This is a genomic window from Pseudoalteromonas sp. TB64, from assembly GCF_000498095.1.
Classification (GTDB): domain Bacteria; phylum Pseudomonadota; class Gammaproteobacteria; order Enterobacterales; family Alteromonadaceae; genus Pseudoalteromonas.
In genome coordinates, this window is record NZ_AUTQ01000216.1 from 22,997 (window position 1) to 40,549 (window position 17,553).

General features: G+C 37.2%; 9 protein-coding genes and 1 pseudogene. All 10 read right to left on the reverse strand.

The annotated features are described in order from the left end of the window. Positions 1-501, reverse strand: a complete 501-nt coding sequence (locus L647_RS0117970; protein WP_024612271.1) for a polymer-forming cytoskeletal protein — start codon at positions 499-501, stop codon at positions 1-3. Next, positions 491-1,654, reverse strand: coding sequence for a M23 family metallopeptidase (locus tag L647_RS0117975; protein WP_024612272.1), 1,164 nt, complete (start codon positions 1,652-1,654; stop codon positions 491-493). Before L647_RS0117975 ends, L647_RS0117970 begins: the two co-directional genes overlap by 11 nt. A gap of 142 nt (positions 1,655-1,796) precedes the next feature. Then, complete coding sequence (gene fahA, locus L647_RS0117980) at positions 1,797-3,110, reverse strand: fumarylacetoacetase (RefSeq protein ID WP_024612273.1); 1,314 nt, start codon at positions 3,108-3,110, stop codon at positions 1,797-1,799. A gap of 135 nt (positions 3,111-3,245) precedes the next feature. Further along, entirely contained in the window at positions 3,246-4,292 is a 1,047-nt protein-coding gene (gene hppD, locus L647_RS0117985) for a 4-hydroxyphenylpyruvate dioxygenase (protein WP_024612274.1), read from the reverse strand. Between the two features lie 315 nt (positions 4,293-4,607). Continuing rightward, a pseudogene (locus L647_RS01000000124530) lies at positions 4,608-7,347 on the reverse strand (metallophosphoesterase). 138 nt (positions 7,348-7,485) lie between these two features. Further along, entirely contained in the window at positions 7,486-8,973 is a 1,488-nt protein-coding gene (locus L647_RS0117995; RefSeq protein ID WP_024612275.1) for a peptide MFS transporter, read from the reverse strand. 261 nt (positions 8,974-9,234) lie between these two features. Continuing rightward, on the reverse strand, positions 9,235-13,053 hold the full coding sequence (locus tag L647_RS0118000) for a cellulose synthase subunit BcsC-related outer membrane protein (RefSeq protein ID WP_024612276.1): 3,819 nt from the start codon (positions 13,051-13,053) through the stop codon (positions 9,235-9,237). Then, entirely contained in the window at positions 13,044-14,174 is a 1,131-nt protein-coding gene (gene bcsZ, locus L647_RS0118005; RefSeq protein WP_024612277.1) for a cellulose synthase complex periplasmic endoglucanase BcsZ, read from the reverse strand. Before bcsZ ends, L647_RS0118000 begins: the two co-directional genes overlap by 10 nt. Further along, positions 14,174-16,420: a cellulose biosynthesis cyclic di-GMP-binding regulatory protein BcsB gene (gene bcsB / locus L647_RS0118010; RefSeq protein WP_024612278.1), complete on the reverse strand. Its 2,247-nt coding sequence runs from the start codon at positions 16,418-16,420 to the stop codon at positions 14,174-14,176. Before bcsB ends, bcsZ begins: the two co-directional genes overlap by 1 nt. Further along, positions 16,401-17,553, reverse strand: a 1,153-nt coding sequence (locus tag L647_RS0118015) for a PilZ domain-containing protein (RefSeq protein WP_024612279.1), incomplete at its 5' end; no start/stop codon positions are given. The genes L647_RS0118015 and bcsB, both read right to left, overlap by 20 nt.

Genomic DNA, 17,553 nt, shown 5'->3' on the forward strand with positions numbered 1-17,553 from the left:
TTATTTTTTCTCTGTAGTGTGCTTTTTATCAGCAGCTTGTTTATTTACAAAAGACAAACTGCTGTCGTCTTCCTCTAATAATGCTTTTACTTCGCTTGCCGGCTTTAATTTTTCGCTAATTAGTTCAACATCTTCTTTTTCGAAGCGTTGCTTTAAACTGCCTTCAATAATAGCGCCAGCATCAATACTCAACGTATCGTGAAATACATCACCGTGGACATGTGCGCCGCTTTGAACTTTTACTTCTTCGGCATTTATAGAGCCAATAATTTTACCTTTAACAATAACGCTTTTAGCTTCAACAATGCCTTCAACCATACCCGTTGAGCCAATAACTAAGTGCTCTGCTTTAATATCGCCATCTATTCGACCGTCAAGTTGAACTTCTCCTTGGCTAACTAATGTACCCGTTAAACGCACGTCTTGTGAAATAATAGACGGCGTATGATTCACTCTTTTCAAAGATGTGTTACTTGTTGTTTGCTTTTTTTTACCGAACACGAGAAAGCGCCTTTGTTATTTTTAGAGGATTAACTTGTTTGCCGTTAAGCAAAACTTCGTAATGTAAATGGGTGCCGGTACTTCTTCCTGTGCTGCCCATTAAGCCAATAACATCATTTTTAGTAATTAATTGACCTTTTTTAACTTTAATTTTATTTAAATGACCAAATCGTGTTACTAAGCCATTTTTATGTTCAAGCTCTATAAAGTTACCATAACCACCGTTACGGCCAGCACGAAGTACTACAGCGTCTGCTGGAGCAAATATTTCGGTTTTGTGCCAACCAGCTAAATCAATACCTTTGTGAAACGCATGGTGACTGTTCATAGGATCTTTTCTAAGCCCAAAGCTGCTCGAAACATAATACTTGGAATTGGCTAAAGGTAGTGTGTTTGGTAATTCAGTTAAAAATTTTTCTAGGTTATTTAATACAAGAAGCTTGTCGACTATAGCTAAAAAATTGCTTGGGATTTTAGTCTCGTCAAATATATCAAGTGGACCACCTTGAGCTGTTTTTTGTGTGTCGAGAGTTAAATGCTGCTCTAACGCCGATTCAAGTCCTGCACCTTTTAGCATCGTTAAAATAACGTTATGGCGTTTATCTATTTCGTGACTGAGTAGCGCAAAATCTTGCTCGTATTGTTTTTCTAAATTGGCTGATCTTGCTGCAAATGTTATTGGAGTAATTAGGTTTGCGTGTTTGTTTTCTGATTCACTGCCAATGAGTGGCTCATGGAAGTCATTATTATCTTCGCTAATTGGCGATTCGAGTTCATCATCAAGTTTAATAGAATCTTTACTAATAGAAGCAGGGAGTGACTCGATCATACTTTGTAAAAGAACCTGCTTTTGTTCAAGTATAGCAAGTTGTTCTAATTGTTTTGAGTGAAGGCGTTGCTGTTCATCGGCCTTTTTTTGCCAGAGTGTTTGCGTATCTATTCGACTTTGTTCAATATCGGAAATTTTGCCAGTTTGCATATAAACACGAAAGCTAGAAACACTCATCCAAGCGAAAGTAACTAAAATAAGCAATGCTACAAGAAGTTGGAACCAAGACGCTAAAACAACATGCTTAACTTCGCCATTTTGGCGTATAAGTAGCTGACGAGTTGGAAAAAATTTATGATAAAAAGACTTTATAAATACTGACATGGCATATAAACACTGGCTATTAACCGGATTAAGATATCAATCTGAGCTTAAAAAGCCAGAAAAAAATTGTAACTGTTCAAAAATTAATAAAAAAGGGCTGCTTTAAAAGCAGTCCTTTGTATATTTAATTTATAAAAATGTGTTACTTAGTTGGAAGTACTTTGCTTTCTACTGAACCAAAGCCAATTCGTGCATATCCTTGTTTTTCACACCAGCCACGCATAATAACGTTGTCGCCATCTTCTAAAAAGCTGCGTTGTTCACCGTTACTGAGAGTTATTTTTTCTTTGCCGCCACGAGAAAGCTCAAGTAGGGAACCTGCCTCTTCATGCGTTGGACCAGATTGAGTCCCAGACCCCAGCATGTCACCTGGCATAAAGTTACAGCCATTTACAGTATGGTGAGTAACCATTTGCGCGACAGTCCAATAAGAGTGTTTAAAGCTAGATGTTGATACACGTGTTGGGTTATGACCTTCGCTGCGCATTTTTTGTGTTTGAATTTTAACGTCCATTTGAATATCAAAAGCACCTTGCTCTCGGTTTGCTTTTGACTCTAAATAATCCATAGGTTGCGGGTCGTTTTTATCACGGGTCCAACTTGTTCTATATGGTGCTAATGCTTCTGTTGTCACAATCCAAGGAGATACAGTTGAGGCAAAGTTTTTAGCTAAAAATGGACCCAATGGTTGGTATTCCCACGCTTGTAAATCCCGTGCAGACCAGTCGTTAAATACACAAAAGCCAAACACATGATTTTCAGCATTTTCGATAGCGATTGCATCACCTAATGCATTACCCTTGCCTAAATAAATACCAATTTCTAGTTCGTAATCGAGACGTTTACATGGACCAAATGATGGTGCTTCTGCATCAGGCGCTTTAGTTTGACCTTTTGGGCGATGAAACGTTTGACCCGATACATCAATAGATGAAGAGCGGCCATGGTAACCAATCGGAACCCATTTATAGTTTGGCAGTAACGGGTTGTCTGGACGAAATAAGCGACCCACAGCGGTTGCATGATAAATAGATGTGTAAAAGTCGGTATAGTCACCAATACGACAAGGCAAAGAAAATTCAATATCAGATTGATGTACAAAAGTGCTGCTAAGTGCTTGTTGATGCCCAGAACCTACTCGTAGAGCTTTTGAAAGCGCCAATCGCAATGCTGACCAATATTGCTGACCTAAGCTCATAAATGAGTTTAGTGTTGATTCACTTGCTGCGTCTGCTGCTATTTGTGCATCACCAGTTAATATATTGAGTTTACTTAGTTGTGCCAAGTCAATTACTTGATCTCCAATTGCAACACCGCCACGAAAAGCCTCATTGGTGCCTTTGAGTCGAAACTCTGCAAATGGTAAGTTTTGAATAGGGAAGTCACAATTTGCAACATTAGCTGACTCAACCCAGCTAGTTAAATTAATATTATGGGTTTCGTTAATTAGGCTCATTACATTTCCTTTGGACTTTACAATATAGCGACAAGGTGCAATTTATTTAATCATACTTGTACTTAGCGCAATACTTTTTAAATACTAAAACGACAAAAGCAGCGAATATCGCTGCTTTTAATCTACTCAAATATATTATAAAACGCCGCGACGCTCTTGATCGCGTTCGATTGATTCAAACAATGCTTGGAAGTTACCTTCACCAAAGCCACCGTCATCAACGCGTTGGATCATTTCTATAAAGATTGGACCAAATAAATTTTTAGAAAAAATTTGTAATAGGTAGCAATTTTCACTTTGGCTATCTACGAGTATTTGATGCTGACGAATTTTTTCTTTGTCTTCTGCAACCCAAGGTACACGGTCAAAAATAGTGTCATAGTACTCAGGAATAATATCGAGCGTTGCAATTGTTGATTTATCAAGCTTATCAAGAGAGCCTACTAAGTCATCTGTTAAAAATGCTAAATGTTGAACGCCAGGACCGTTGTACTCACCAAGGTATTCGTCGATTTGATTGTTATCGTTACCTTTACCTTCATTAATAGGGATAGAGAAGGTGCCACATGGTGATTTAAGTGCATACGAAATAAGCGCCGTTTTTTGACCTTTAATGTCAAAGTAACGTACTTCGGTAAAACCAAATACATCTTTATAAAAGTTAGCCCACTTTTCCATGGTGCCTTTATAAACATTATTAGTTAAATGATCGATTCGGATAAAGCCTTTATCTTCAACAACGCTTTGCGTTTCTAAGTCTTCAAAATCACTTTCGTAAATAGTACCTTTGTCGCCAAATTGTTCAATAAAGTAAATAAGGCTATCGCCAATACCGTAAATTGCAGGGTAAGGTAGATTTTTATGAGTTGAATCGGTTGCTGGTTTTGCACCGCGCTCAACTGCGGTTTCAAATGCTTTTTTTGCATTCTCAACACGCCAGCCCATAGAACAAATAGCAGGACCATGACTTTTAGCAAATTCGGCAGAAAATCCTTCACGTTCATTATTTAATAAAAAATGAATGTCGTTTTGGTTGTAATAAACAATGTCTTTACCTTTGAATTTTTTTAGTTTTGAAAAACCAAAATCAGTAAATACTTTATCCATGTAATCAGCATCAGGTGTTGCGTATTCGGTAAACTCGATACCAACTAAACCTAAATAATTATTTACTTCACTCATTATTATTACTCCCGCAATTAAGCACTGCGATTATGTGTTGTTGTCATATTGCAGTAGATAATCAACCAGATTTTTGATTTGGGGAAGAGGGAGGTGTTATTTAGTACGTAGCGAGTTTGTAAATTTAATGGGACGGTTACACGCAAGTTGCTTTTTTGAAATACAGATGACATTAATTTAAGTGTATTAGAGTTTTAATAATACGATAATGTTTATCTTATACTATTGATTTTAATTGTTATTTTTAAATTAATAAAGAGGTTTAGGTATATCTAAACCTCTTCAGTATTTGTATAAAACTTACCTTTTTTGTAATTAATTATTTACAGTTTCACTATGAGAATTGAAAAACTTGTTTCTCTGTTCTATCCATAAGTTAGTTTTAATAGCTGGGGCTGTTTTGTAATGACGTTCAATGGTCTGATTTAGTGTTCGCGTTGCTTGCTCATAGTTAAGTTTTTTCTGCGCACTTCCCATACTTTTTATTTCGCCACGTGTCATTGCACGACCAGCATAAAGTAATGCGTTTAAATAACCAGGTCGGGCTTCGTAGTTGTTATCAGTCAGTAATAGCATTGTTTTATTAAGTGCCCATCGGCGATTTATCTCGCCTTCTTCTTTAACGCCTGCAAATTCACCATCAACGTATATTTCAAATACGCCATTTGTTGGTGCGGTATAAAATACAAAAGCAACACGGTGCCAACTATCAGGCTCTGTTGTACCAAAGTAACCACTGCTGCTGGTTGCTTCGCCATAGCCGCCGTCTGGGCTTGCAAAGATATCGGCATCATCTGTAGCGTAATTTTCTGTATCGNATTATAGCGCGGTAGATATCTTGTGTACCTAATGGCCAGTTTATATCCATAACTATTGTGTAGTCAGAAACTAAGCCTTCATTTTTAAAATCACCATTTGCTGCGGTATTTAAATTAATTAATAAGCCTTCTGTTGGTGCATGACGAGAAAAAGCCATAACGCCAGAAGGACCATCATTTAAATCTGCAATATTGAGTGCTGTGGTTGTGTCGTATACTGTTTCTTCTGGTCCCCAGTTTTCATTTTCTGGGTCAAAGTAGCTTAATACAGATGGACCAAAGTCAGGAGTGAATGGGTTTTCTGGGTCGTCAAAATTCCAAATAGTGACATTCGCGTCATCTTGGCAGGCATTAAGTTGTGTATCTGTATCGATGTGAAGACACTGAGTTGTTCTAAAGCGTGCGTATTGATCAAGTAGCCACCATGCTTCGGCAATCGGTTTTATATTAGTAAAGGTAACACCGTTAAAAAATAATTCAGGATTAAGCGCCGCGCCTTTAAATAATGCTACATCGTAATTAGTTGTTGCTTGAACATTTTCTGGCTTTAGTAAAAACCAGTCTGGTTGGCTGGCAAACATACTATTTAAGTCTGTGCCACTTACGGTTACTTGATATAAAGAATTAAAACCTGGTGTGTTTGAAGGCTGCCTTTCAACATAAAATGCTTTATGAAAGTCTTCTTGAGTAAGTGTGCCTGGTGTCCAACGTTTTTGTACTAATTCAGGGTTAAGCAGTGCCGCAATAATTGTACTTGAGTGCTTTGCTGCTAGAGCTGTGATTTCAGCGAGCTCTTGAGCATTCGGATAGTTTTCTGAAATAGCTATTTCTGTTTGAGCATCAGGTGCGTAACGCCCCATAATTACATCGATAGCTTGTTTAGTATCTTCGTCAGGTTCAATAGATGTTTCTGTATCTACAGTTTGATAGTCGTAACGATTTAATGATTTATCGGTAGTATTAAAAACTAAGTTTAAATCAGTAACGCCACGAGCATAAAAATCAGGTTGAATAACTAGAGAGCCATTATCGAGTTCAACTAATTCTTCACCGCCATGAGTATGACCACCAAGCACTAAATCAATGCCTGTAACATTGGTTGCTATTTCAACATCGGTGCCTTTACCTAAATGGCTCAGCATTATCATGTAGTCAACATCATCTCTATATTGACTTACAATACTCTGTGCAACTTGTTGCCACTTCCAACTCATTTTAAATTGTTTTATAAAATCAGGGATTGGTTCGTCATCGAATGGCTTGTCGAGCTCATTCCATGGTACAGACGTCATACCAAGTACACCAAAAGTAATACAACCTACTTGTACTTTAGCAAAGTCTACACCGTCAAAATCTTGTGCCTGAGCACCTTCGTAACGAGTATTACTAGCAAGAACAATCGCGTTTTCGTCTTTTGAAAATTCAAGTAATTTTTCAGGTCCCCATGCATAGTCATGATTACCTAATACACGCAAATCAAAAGCCATCGCTTTTATTGCTTCATCAGTAGCGAGCCCTTGTGAGACTTGCTCTGCTACAGTTCCTTTTTCGTAATCATCGCCGCCATCAGTAAATAATGTATACGGCGACTCGCTAAGTGCTTTTTTATGATATGCCTTAATACGACTAAAAAGTTGTTCTTTGTAACCAAAGCGGGCATGCATATCTGCAACGTGAATAAACCTAACAGATTGCTCTGTGGCATTAATATCACATGTAGGACCAATATCAGCAAAGGCTTCCTTGCGCTGTAATTGTATTGCATATGTGCCTAATGTACTTACTTGTGCGCTAACAAAACCCTCAGACACGATTGAGTTATTAACAGTTTCCCAACTATTACCGTTTAAACGGGCAATAAATAGCTGACCACCTAATTCATAGTCTTCGGGTATTTTTATAGTAATCGTTATTGAATCAAAAAATGTAATAGTGCTAGGTGAAAGTAAATACGTACCAGAAACTATATTCTCACTTTGGTTCTCTTCAGCGGAAGATAACTTTTCGAAGGTGAGTTCTGCATTGGTTGTTACAGCATTGGCTGAAATGTTGAGTTCGAAATTTCCATCATCAAGTACAACAGATAAACCAGAGGTGTTAGAGATGCTCAATTGAGATGGTGTAGGCTCAACGGGATCATTTGGATTTAGAGTTACATCATCACCGCCACCGCAGGCAGTTAAACATAATGAGAAAAAGAAAAGTAAACTCTTTTGAGTAAAAGTTAATGATTGCATGGACTATTGCCCTGATATGTATTCAATGATCAATTAACACATAATACCAGTTAACAAAGGAAGCAACAAAGATGAATGAGTAAATTTCCCTTCATATATTTTTATATGAAGGGAGGAGGGCGTTTTTAATTTAAAAAACTATTCGTTTGATAAACCTTGTTTTTCCCATACTTTAGCTTTAAATGTCATTAGTACTAAAACAATACCAACACCAATGCTAAATAATGCAATTTGTAAGTATAAGTTAGGGATTTGTTCAACTTTATTCGGGTCGAAATTACCAGCAAGTAAGCCTGCAATGATATTACCGATAGAGTAAGTTAATACAAACACACCCATCATTTGACCTGTATAGCGTTTAGGCGATAACTTGCTTACGGCACTTAGCGCTACAGGGCTTAAACAAAGTTCACCCACAGTATGTAAAAAGTAAGTGGTAACAAGCCAGTAAGGCGCTACTTTTAGACCTTCAGCTGCATACTGAGCCGCCATAAACATAACTAAAAAGCCCGATGCCATGATAATTAAACCAAGAGCACATTTAACGCTATAACTAGGCGATACTAAGCTTTTAGATAAATTAATCCAAAGAGCTGCAAAAAATGGCGATAAAACAATAATAAACAAAGAATTTAATGATTGAAACCATGTTGTAGGGATTTCAAAAGTACCGATAAGGCGGTCAGTGTAATCGCGAGCAAATAAGTTTAAAGATGAACCGGCTTGTTCAAAGCCAGACCAAAAACATGCTGATGCGATACATACTAAAAATAGTGCCCACATTCTTTGTTTTTCAGCATCTGTTAATTTACCGTTAAAATAAATAAGACCAAAATAAACAAAAAAGATAATAGTGAATACAACAGCAACGTAACCTGCAACAGTTATTGGGTCAATTATGAGTGCACCAGTCATTGCGGCTGTAGTGATTGCAGCTGCAATAATTACGAATGCAGCAATACCAACCCATGCACGCGAAGTACCTTTTGGTCCTAATGGGTTAGCTGGTAGAGCACTATGCTCAGGTAAGTTGTTAAGTGAACGTTTATATTGCACTAAACCAATAGCCATACCAACAGCTGCTGCACCAAACGCCCAGTGCCAACCTACATTTTCCATAAAGTAACCACAAACGTAGTAACCAATTAAAGAGCCTAAGTTGATACCCATATAATAAATAGCGTAACCGCCATCGCGACGTTCATCAGAATCGCTGTATAGCTGACCAACCATGGCGCTTATATTTGGCTTAAGTAAACCAGTACCTGTTGCTACAAATATTAAACCAATGAAGAATGAATAATCATGAGGAATAGCCAAAATAATATGGCCAACCATAATAATTATACCACCGTACCAAACCGCTTTCTGACCACCAAATAAACGGTCAGCTAGCCAACCACCTGGTAAGCCTAAAAAGTATACTGCGCCTGTGTATAAACCATAAATTGCTGCAGCAGATGCTACAGTAAAAGCTAAGCCTTCTTCTTGTAAGCTTGCGGTCATGAATAATACGAGCATAGCTCGCATACCGTAATAACTCATTCGTTCCCACATTTCAGTGAAAAACAAGGTTGAAAGTCCTTTAGGGTGGCCAAACCAACCACTATCTGGAGCTGAACTCATATTTACTTCCTAATTCATATTATTGTTATGATGGGCTTATAATTTTTTGCTTTAGCAAAATTAGCCTAATTTTTTCAAAGGCTAAATTGCTCGACCATCAGTATATTTATTTGTATCTAAGATAATGATTTGCTGTATGGCTGTTATACCATCAGGTAAGAGTCACACCCTTATCCTAGCTACAATTGCGCATTAGTATACATAGACCTTTGTGCGAGGGGAAGTATTGCACGGTGGTTGTCATAAACACCGTGCAATAGTTTAAAAATCAGCGTAAGGAATTATTGGTGTGCCTGGGAACTCTAATGTTCCGTATACCGGATTAAAGTAATAACGTAAATAGAGTTGACCAAAATTCGGTTCATAAAAATCAGAACGATCTATTGCTAAGTAGCCACCAAAAGACCAGTGAGGTGTGGCTCTGTATTCAAAGCTACCTTCAAGATTATATGAAACACCTGAGCTGCTATCGCTTTCGAATGATGGATTTACACCTGTTTCAAGCTGCCTGATAAACGCTTCATTTTGTAAATCAGGATCGTTCGGGAAGAAGTCAATTGCTTGGGTGTCTGTTTGTGAATATGAAATACCGGTTTTTAAACGATACACAAAATCATTACCCCAGCGAGCGTCGTAACTTAACGGAATAGATAACCCTACATAATTTTGCGGGCTGTAATAACCACCGTGTCCGAATGTTTCTTCACTTAAGTTATACTTGTAAGCCCAGTGTAATAAACTCGCGCCGACAGTAAACTCTCGCTCTTCATTACTAATCACGCGATAGTAAGTACCGCCCATAACGCGATACCGTTGGTTGTCTTTAACATTCTGACCTTTGTAAAGCTGAAAGTCTGCACTTGACCAAAAGCCCCAATCGCCACCTAAATCATGTGAAATATTAGCCGTGATACCAGTGGAGCGTATACCGCCCCAAACTTCACCTGTTCTTACATCTTCTAACCCAGAATATGAAAGTACCGAACTGGTAACAGGGCGCTTCTCAAGCTCAAGGCTATATCCAAAGTCACCAAAGCTATCTGCATAATTAATACCCCACACTATGTCTTCAATTAAAAAGCCAAGCGGAGTAGTGCCTAAATCAAAGCGCCAGTTTTCGTTTTGCCAGCCAAATCCGATATCGACACCGGTTGCTTCAGGACTTACCTCATCTAAAGGACAAGTAAATATGCACAAAGCACCTTGACCATAGCGACTACCCGCAAATTGTTCGTCAAAACGCGTAGTTTGAGCACTAATAGTTGTTGGGTCTACCTTTACAAAACCCTGACCTTGCCAAAGTGGAAAATAAGCCTCTATAGGAACTAAGCCTGCGCCAAGTGTTGCATCGCTTTCAGTGCTAGTTTGACCACTAAAATTAACACCAATTGCAATATAGGCTTGGTTTTTATTTTGTTGTGTTATTAGTTCTCTTTTTGCCCCATTAACATACCAAGGGTCATCATCGTTTACGCGAGCAAGCGTGCTATAAAGTTCTTTGTCACTTAAAGTTTGATTAGGTGACAACGTTTGCTTATACCAGTTTTGTGCTTGCTCGTTTTCATTGAATTTATCTGCAACTTGCGCCGCTAAATAACGTAGCTCTTGATCGTTAGGCGACTTATTAACTAATTGCTCAGCTAAATAAAGAGCATCGCCAGAGAAATTAAACTCATTTAGCGATGACATAATTTGGCGTTGTAAATAGTTTTCTTGAGACGTAGTTTGAGTAATAGCTTGTTGCGTTACTTTTTTAGCTTGAAAGTCATCGCCAAGCTCTCTGTAAGCTTTAGCTATTGCCATTAATGCTTGTGGTTCAATAACGTGTTTATTTTGTACTTTTTGTTTGTATATAATAATAGCGGCTTCGCGTTGTTCAAGTGCTAAGTTTGCATTAATCAATGCAGTTGTTGTTGCTGGTGAATTTTTATATTTTTGATCAAGCTGATTAAGCTTAGCAATCAAATCACTTCCATTATAATACTGACCTATATAACTATTTTGTAGCTGTACATATTGTGCGATTTCACTCTCTGAAGCCGCTTCAGGTAATATATATTGGTTAAACCATTGTGTTGTTAAGTTTTCATCACCTTGCTCTAATACCCATTCCCCAAAGAGCATATGCCAATATGCTGAAATAGTTGGCTCAGCCACTAGTGCCTTTTCGAGTAGCTTAAGAGCATGTTTCTTTTCGTCTATTCTATGCCAGCTGCGTGATAACTCAGCTTGCATAATTGGTGTTAGAGGTTGAGCTTCTAGATTGCTCAGATGGTAAATGGCAGTCGCTTTGTTTTTTGTATTTAGATGACGCTCACTTTGTGCAAGTGACTCGCTAAGCTGTAACTGTTGCTCTAAGGCAATTATATCTTCGTTTCTGGCTTTAACAGGAATGAACTTTAAAGTATTAATAGCGCCTTGATAATCATCAATCGAGCGTAAAAATAACGCGTGGCTATAACGTAGTGATGAATCTAGAGGAAACTGCCACAATACATTATTAAACAAAGAACGAGCTTGTTTGGTAAGGCCTTTTTGCTGATAAATAAAAGCTAAGTCGTAGTATAACCATGGTTGTTCTGGCGCTAACTCAATGGCATGTTTTAATGTTTTTTCTGCTTTATCTAACTCACCAGCTTGTGAATATAAAGTCGCTTCTGCACGTAAACTGCTACTGATAGAAACTTGATATGATGGTTGTATTAAGCTTTTTTGTGAAGCAGAGAGACTGTTGTAAAATGATTTTAGAGATTGCTCTTTTTGTTCTAATTCTGCAATTTCTAATAACCCTAATAAAGCGCTTTTATTAAGAGGATCACTTTTTAATACAACTCTATAAATGTTAGCTGCTTGAGAGTATTGACCCTGATAAAACTTTAGTAATCCTTTATTATATAAAACAGTGCTTGGGTCTTGCTCCAAGGCATCAGCTAAATTAAGCTTTAACTGTGCTATTTTAAATTCACTGCTACTTATTGCATCTTTAGCTTGACGGATATAAAGCCAAAACTTTGCCGTTTTAGCTAAATCTTTTAATGTTTCACGCTCACCAAAATCAGCAGTGAATTTTTGTGCGAGTGTAAAGTATTGGTAAGACTTTTGATTATTTCCAGAGCGTAGATAAAGAGTGCCTAAACTGCGCATTATAGCGCCATCTTCAGGGCGACCCTTAAGCGCTTTTAATAATATGGGTTCAGCTGCATTGAGCTTATTTTTTTCAAGTAAAGCATCACCTTTAACCCAAAGCTGATAAGCCGGATCGGCAAGTAATTTTTGGCGATCCTTTAAAACCTTTTTGAAATCTTGATATTGTAATTCACCTTTACTACTAAAAGGGTAAAGTGTGAAATAACGCTGAAACTGCTGCTCGGTATTGCTGCTAATAGACATATTAGACAGGGCGCTTAACCAAATGTTTTCTACATCATTATTAAAATGAGAAGTTGAAGCGTATGTACTTAAAATATCAATGGCTTTCTTATCATTAGGTTTACGTCTTAATAAGTGACGTGCGTAGGCTATTTCAACTTTTCCGATATTAGCGTATTGCTTTAATAGCTCTTCATACCCTTTCTTTACGCCTAACCACTGAGCACTATCTTGTGCATACCAACTTAAATGCTCAAGCTCGTAGTCAAGAGTTGGGTATATATCTTTAAAAAGAGAATTGTATATTTGGCGTGCTTGTACGTATTGCCCTGCACGAGCAAGTAATTTTGCTTGCTGAACTTGTGCTTTATCTTTACCTTCAACCCGAGATATAACTCTGAGTTTTTTAACACACGGATGCTGTTTAGAAAGTCCATTATCTACTTTACTAAGTAACTGGTTTGCTTTATTAACATCGTCGTTGGTAAAGTAATGGCGTGCTAACGCGCATTGAGTTTCAATGCGGGCAGGGGCTATAGCAACTAGCTTTTGTAAGCTATCTTCAATAAGCTTTTTATTTTGCTGTGCTTCACCAATATTTATCTGGCTTAATAGCCATTCAACCGACTTGGTATCAATGTCGTTTACTGTTTTGGCACTTAACATTGGACTCAATGTTAGTGCACAAACTAAGGCAGCCCTTAACGGCATTCAGAGCTCCACTTTGGCTGCAGTGTTCCGTCTGCTGAAATTAAAAAGCGTTTATTTAAGGTACTTGTACCAAATAAATTAAGTACGCTATCGTAATAACGAGATTGACTAAACGAGCTATCAACCATTAACTTTTGCTGTATAGACATAACTAAAGCATTATCGTTTTGACTTGCTAATAAAGGAAGTAAAGCAGCATTAAAGCCAACTGGACCCTTATCCTCTGATTTACCCGATTGCGAGTATGTATTTAATGGTACATAACCTCGATTTTTAATCGTTTCAATAAAAGGAGTAAATTGTTTAACAAGATCTTTTTTATATGGAGCATCATCAGCCATCATACTCGCCCAAAGATAAACACGTATTGCATTATAGCTGCCAACATCAGTTACTTTTTTATCAAAGTAAAAACCTTTATTTGTTCCATACATAATCCAATCAGGGCTGACGCCTTTTTTACTTGTCTCTAGTATTAATTTAGCTGAACTATCGTGTAGTTGTTGCCACGGTGAATGAGGGTATAGCTTGCTAAACTGTTGGAATATAAATAACGGTGAATAACTTGGGTTTAATTTATACTGTTCATTAGCAAATTCAAATCCAGATGGTGCAGGTAGTAGTGTTAAGCCAAGACCTTGAATATGAGCTGTTTCTTCACGCATAACGCGCTGTGCAAGTACTGAAGCTAAAATGCTGTAACGACGTTCGTCCCACAAAATAGCTGCTTGAGATAGGCTGTATGCAATCCAAAGGTCTGAGTCGGATGCTGGATTTGAATCTAAAATAGTACCTACTCTATTATTATCTTCACCCCATTGCCATGCAGGTAACCGCGTACTTAAATCACCTTCTGATAAGTGTTCTTGAGTCCAATCGAGTACTAAATCAAACATTGCTTTATCATTTGCGACTAAGGCAAAAAAGAGAGCGTAAGATTGACCTTCAGAAGTAGTTATATTTTGCTTACTTCCTAAATCAATTACACGACCATCTTCACTGATAAAGTTACTTTTAAAGGTGCTCCATCCTTGCCAAGGGGCACATTGTTCAACTTGTGCACTTGCGGCAAAGGAAGATAAGTTAAGTGCTAAAAATAATGCATAAATTACAGACTTCATTATTTATCTCCTTCAGCTAAACGTTTGTAAGTAAGAGCTTGCAATAATCGCCACAAAATAAATGAGATTAAAAGCAACACTAAAATTGAAAGTAGCGCCAATATAAATGGGTGATCAGATAGGTGAAACCAAATAAGTGTATGTACAGGTATATGACCAACAAAGTATTGTTTATCTGTTTTGATGGTTTTGATGCCCTGAGTGTTAATTATTGCAGCACTTCCTTTAATTAGCTCTAAGCTTTCAGAACTCATTAAGGCATTATCTAATAAAGTAAAAGCCTTATTTGTGGTTGCTGTTAATGAAACAATTGAACGCTCTGAATCAAATGGAGATTGAAAGCCAGTTATAACGGCCATATCACCACTACTTTTCACATTAATTTGTATTTTTTCTGCGTCATCATCGTCATAAGCACCATTATAAATAGCTTGTTTAATAGCACGCTGATTATTGTGCAGTAAAATATTAGTTTGTGAACCATCGTCTACGTTATTTGTAGTCGTATTATGCTTGGTAATAACAAGTAAGTCTTTATCATCATAGTCAATATTGTCATTTAAATGCTGCACTGTTAAACGGTGACCAGGGTAGCCTGTAATAGCACCAAAGTGACCGGTTAGGTTAAGTAATACAGAGATTGCTTTAGGTGTTGGATTATTGTCTAAAACAACAAGTGTTTGCTGTAAGTCTGCATATTTAGTGAAAGGGAAACCACTATTTGCAAATACATTTAAGTCAGGTAGTGCAATGTAGTGATCAAAACCACTTGCATCAATACTCGAGTGACCATCAATTACACCGTACTCACCACCAGGAGGAGCAACTGCACATTCTCCTTTTTTTAATACTGCAAAACGAAAATCAAAGTTAAGTTCATTACGCTTTGCTAAATCAATACCATCAAGCGAAAAATCTTCAGTGTTTTGAGTTGTATCACTATTAGCTATTAGAGGTAATAATGTTTTAGTTGTACTTAGTGCTGAATCATTTCTTTCTAATATGAACCCACTAATAAACTCTTGGTTTATTAGCATATTTAAGCGTGAATCAAGCGTTTCGTCTTCAGGTGTATTACGGTATTGCAAAGTAATTGGAATACCTTTTTCACGCCATGTAAATAAATCAGGTGCCAAGCGAATATTTAGTTTAATAGGACCGTTATTAAGTCCTTTTGCTTGTAGTTGTGTTGGGTAGTCAGTTAGTTCACTAAAATGTACCGGTCGGTCACCTCTAAGCCAGCGAGGAGCATCGTAAGCTTTACGCATAGGTATTTGATTAACGCCTTCTATACTAGCACTTCGACCTGTCATTATTTTGTGACCAAATACTAAGCCGTTAACTGCTGTTTTTAAGTCTTTTTCATCACGACCTAAAATAAGTAGCATTTTTTTATAACGATTAATTGGGCTAGAAATGATGTCTATTGTTGGTTTTTCTACATCTGGATAGTCAGCTAAAAAGTCTGGTTTAGACGTATTAGTAATAAACACAACACTGTGTTGTTCAGGTGTTTTGTTTATTAATACTGGAAAGTCAGCACCGCGCCAATCAGCTTGAGCACCAAACCAGCTAGAAAGAGTCGCAGCAGCTTCAATTGTTTCTTTGTTAGGTGTCGTTGCAAACACAAAAGGAAGCATAAGTTTGCTGTAATCTTTACTATCAAAAAATGGCTCTGGTAAATATTCTAAACGGCTATCGATAGCAAGCGATGTCTCATCAAGTGTAATGTTACTTGATTTGTTTATTTCGGTCCAAATTGAACGACTAAAATAGTCTTGGCACGTTAAATCGTAGTAACCAACTAATTCAAAACGTATTTGATTATAATCTTGGATATATTTTGAGTTTAGAGCAAGGTTATGATTAACCGTGTTTTTAACAACACTTGAGTGTTTATTGATAGGTAATACTGTTACTAAACTCTCGTTAAAATACACTTTCAAATGCGAAACATTAGCAATAAGTGAAGGTGAGTTTGTATATGAAAAATTAAGCATTAAATTTTTACTTAACTTATCTATACGGTTAGTGAAATCAACACGTGAATTATTGTTTATTCCATCCAACTTATAGTCAGTAAATCCGAGGGCTTCAAAATCAAGACGCAAGCTAGTAACTTGAGCGCTCTCAGGATAGCCATTGATGAACATAGATTTATCGTGCATAGGCTCTATAGCATTAGTTTGCCAAGCTATGCTAATAAGCAAAAATATAACGAGTGTATTAAGCAGCTTTTTGATCATAATTATTTTGCACTATAGGTTTTTTTGGAATAAATGAATTTATGTAAATCACTAAACGAGTAAAAAGTTTAATAATAGGCTGTAACGGTCTTGGAGCATGAAACAATAAATTGCTAAAGCCTCTTAAACTCGTTTTTTGTACTTCTTTAAAGCTGTATGACGGACGGTCATGTCTAAAGTTATTTTGCCAATCAAGCCAAGCATCCGCTCTTGAAAAAGTACATTGTATAAAGGCTCTTTGTTTTTCGAGCGATAAGTCTTTAATAGTAAGACCAATTTGTTTTTTTCGTGTGTTACATACATAAGTTGTAAACGAAAACTGTTTATTACCTCTGCTCATTAATAGCTCAACTTTATCGTTAACTCTACATAAATGAGCGTGTTCGGTTTCAATACCTACACCATTATCTGAGTAATCGGTAATTTTAACTTTTAATGTATGACCATTTGCTAATCGAATACCCGCTGGAAAGTTGGCTTTTATTCTATGTGAGTGCCTAACTTGTCGTGCTTCTGCTGCAACAGCAACCGCTGCGCCTAAAATTATAATATTATAAATAGCCCAACACATGCTTATAATTAACACACCAACTTGAGATGGATCGCCAAATATTAAGCGTAAAACACCATATATTATACCAATTAAGTTAACGCTAAGTAATACGAGATACGGTTTTGAGATACCCCAGTCGTAGTGCTCTTTATCATTTAGCCCACCTTTTTCAGTCACATTAAACTTACCCTTGTTAGGATTAAATAACGCGACTGTAGTTGGTTTTAATATATACCAAGCTAAAACAGTTTCATAAACTTCGCCCCAAAAAGAATACCGGTACTTACCCTGTATACGTGAGTTTGTTGCTTTAACTTGTATTAATGTTGGTACTACATAAATAAATATAGCTATAAATGGTGCGTAAATAATGTATGCATTAAAATATATTAATGCTAGAGGAGCGGTTAGGAATACAATACGCGGTACGCCCGATAAAAAGTGCAGCATTGCATTTATATAGCACATACGTTGAGGGATGCTAAGGCCTTTGCCAAGTAAAGGATTATCTAACCTAAATATTTGTGCCATACCTCGCGCCCAGCGAATTCGCTGACCGATATGTGCAGATAAGCTATCC

What these genes read in the sequence shown, in the direction of transcription:
- bcsB (WP_024612278.1), bottom strand. Translation starts at nt 16,420, where the DNA reads ATGATCAAAAAGCTGCTTAATACACTCGTTATATTTTTGCTTATTAGC.
- L647_RS0117995 (WP_024612275.1), bottom strand. Translation starts at nt 8,973, where the DNA reads ATGAGTTCAGCTCCAGATAGTGGTTGGTTTGGCCACCCTAAAGGACTT.
- fahA (WP_024612273.1), bottom strand. Translation starts at nt 3,110, where the DNA reads ATGAGCCTAATTAACGAAACCCATAATATTAATTTAACTAGCTGGGTT.
- L647_RS0118000 (WP_024612276.1), bottom strand. Translation starts at nt 13,053, where the DNA reads ATGCCGTTAAGGGCTGCCTTAGTTTGTGCACTAACATTGAGTCCAATG.
- L647_RS0117975 (WP_024612272.1), bottom strand. Translation starts at nt 1,654, where the DNA reads ATGTCAGTATTTATAAAGTCTTTTTATCATAAATTTTTTCCAACTCGT.
- hppD (WP_024612274.1), bottom strand. Translation starts at nt 4,292, where the DNA reads ATGAGTGAAGTAAATAATTATTTAGGTTTAGTTGGTATCGAGTTTACC.
- bcsZ (WP_024612277.1), bottom strand. Translation starts at nt 14,174, where the DNA reads ATGAAGTCTGTAATTTATGCATTATTTTTAGCACTTAACTTATCTTCC.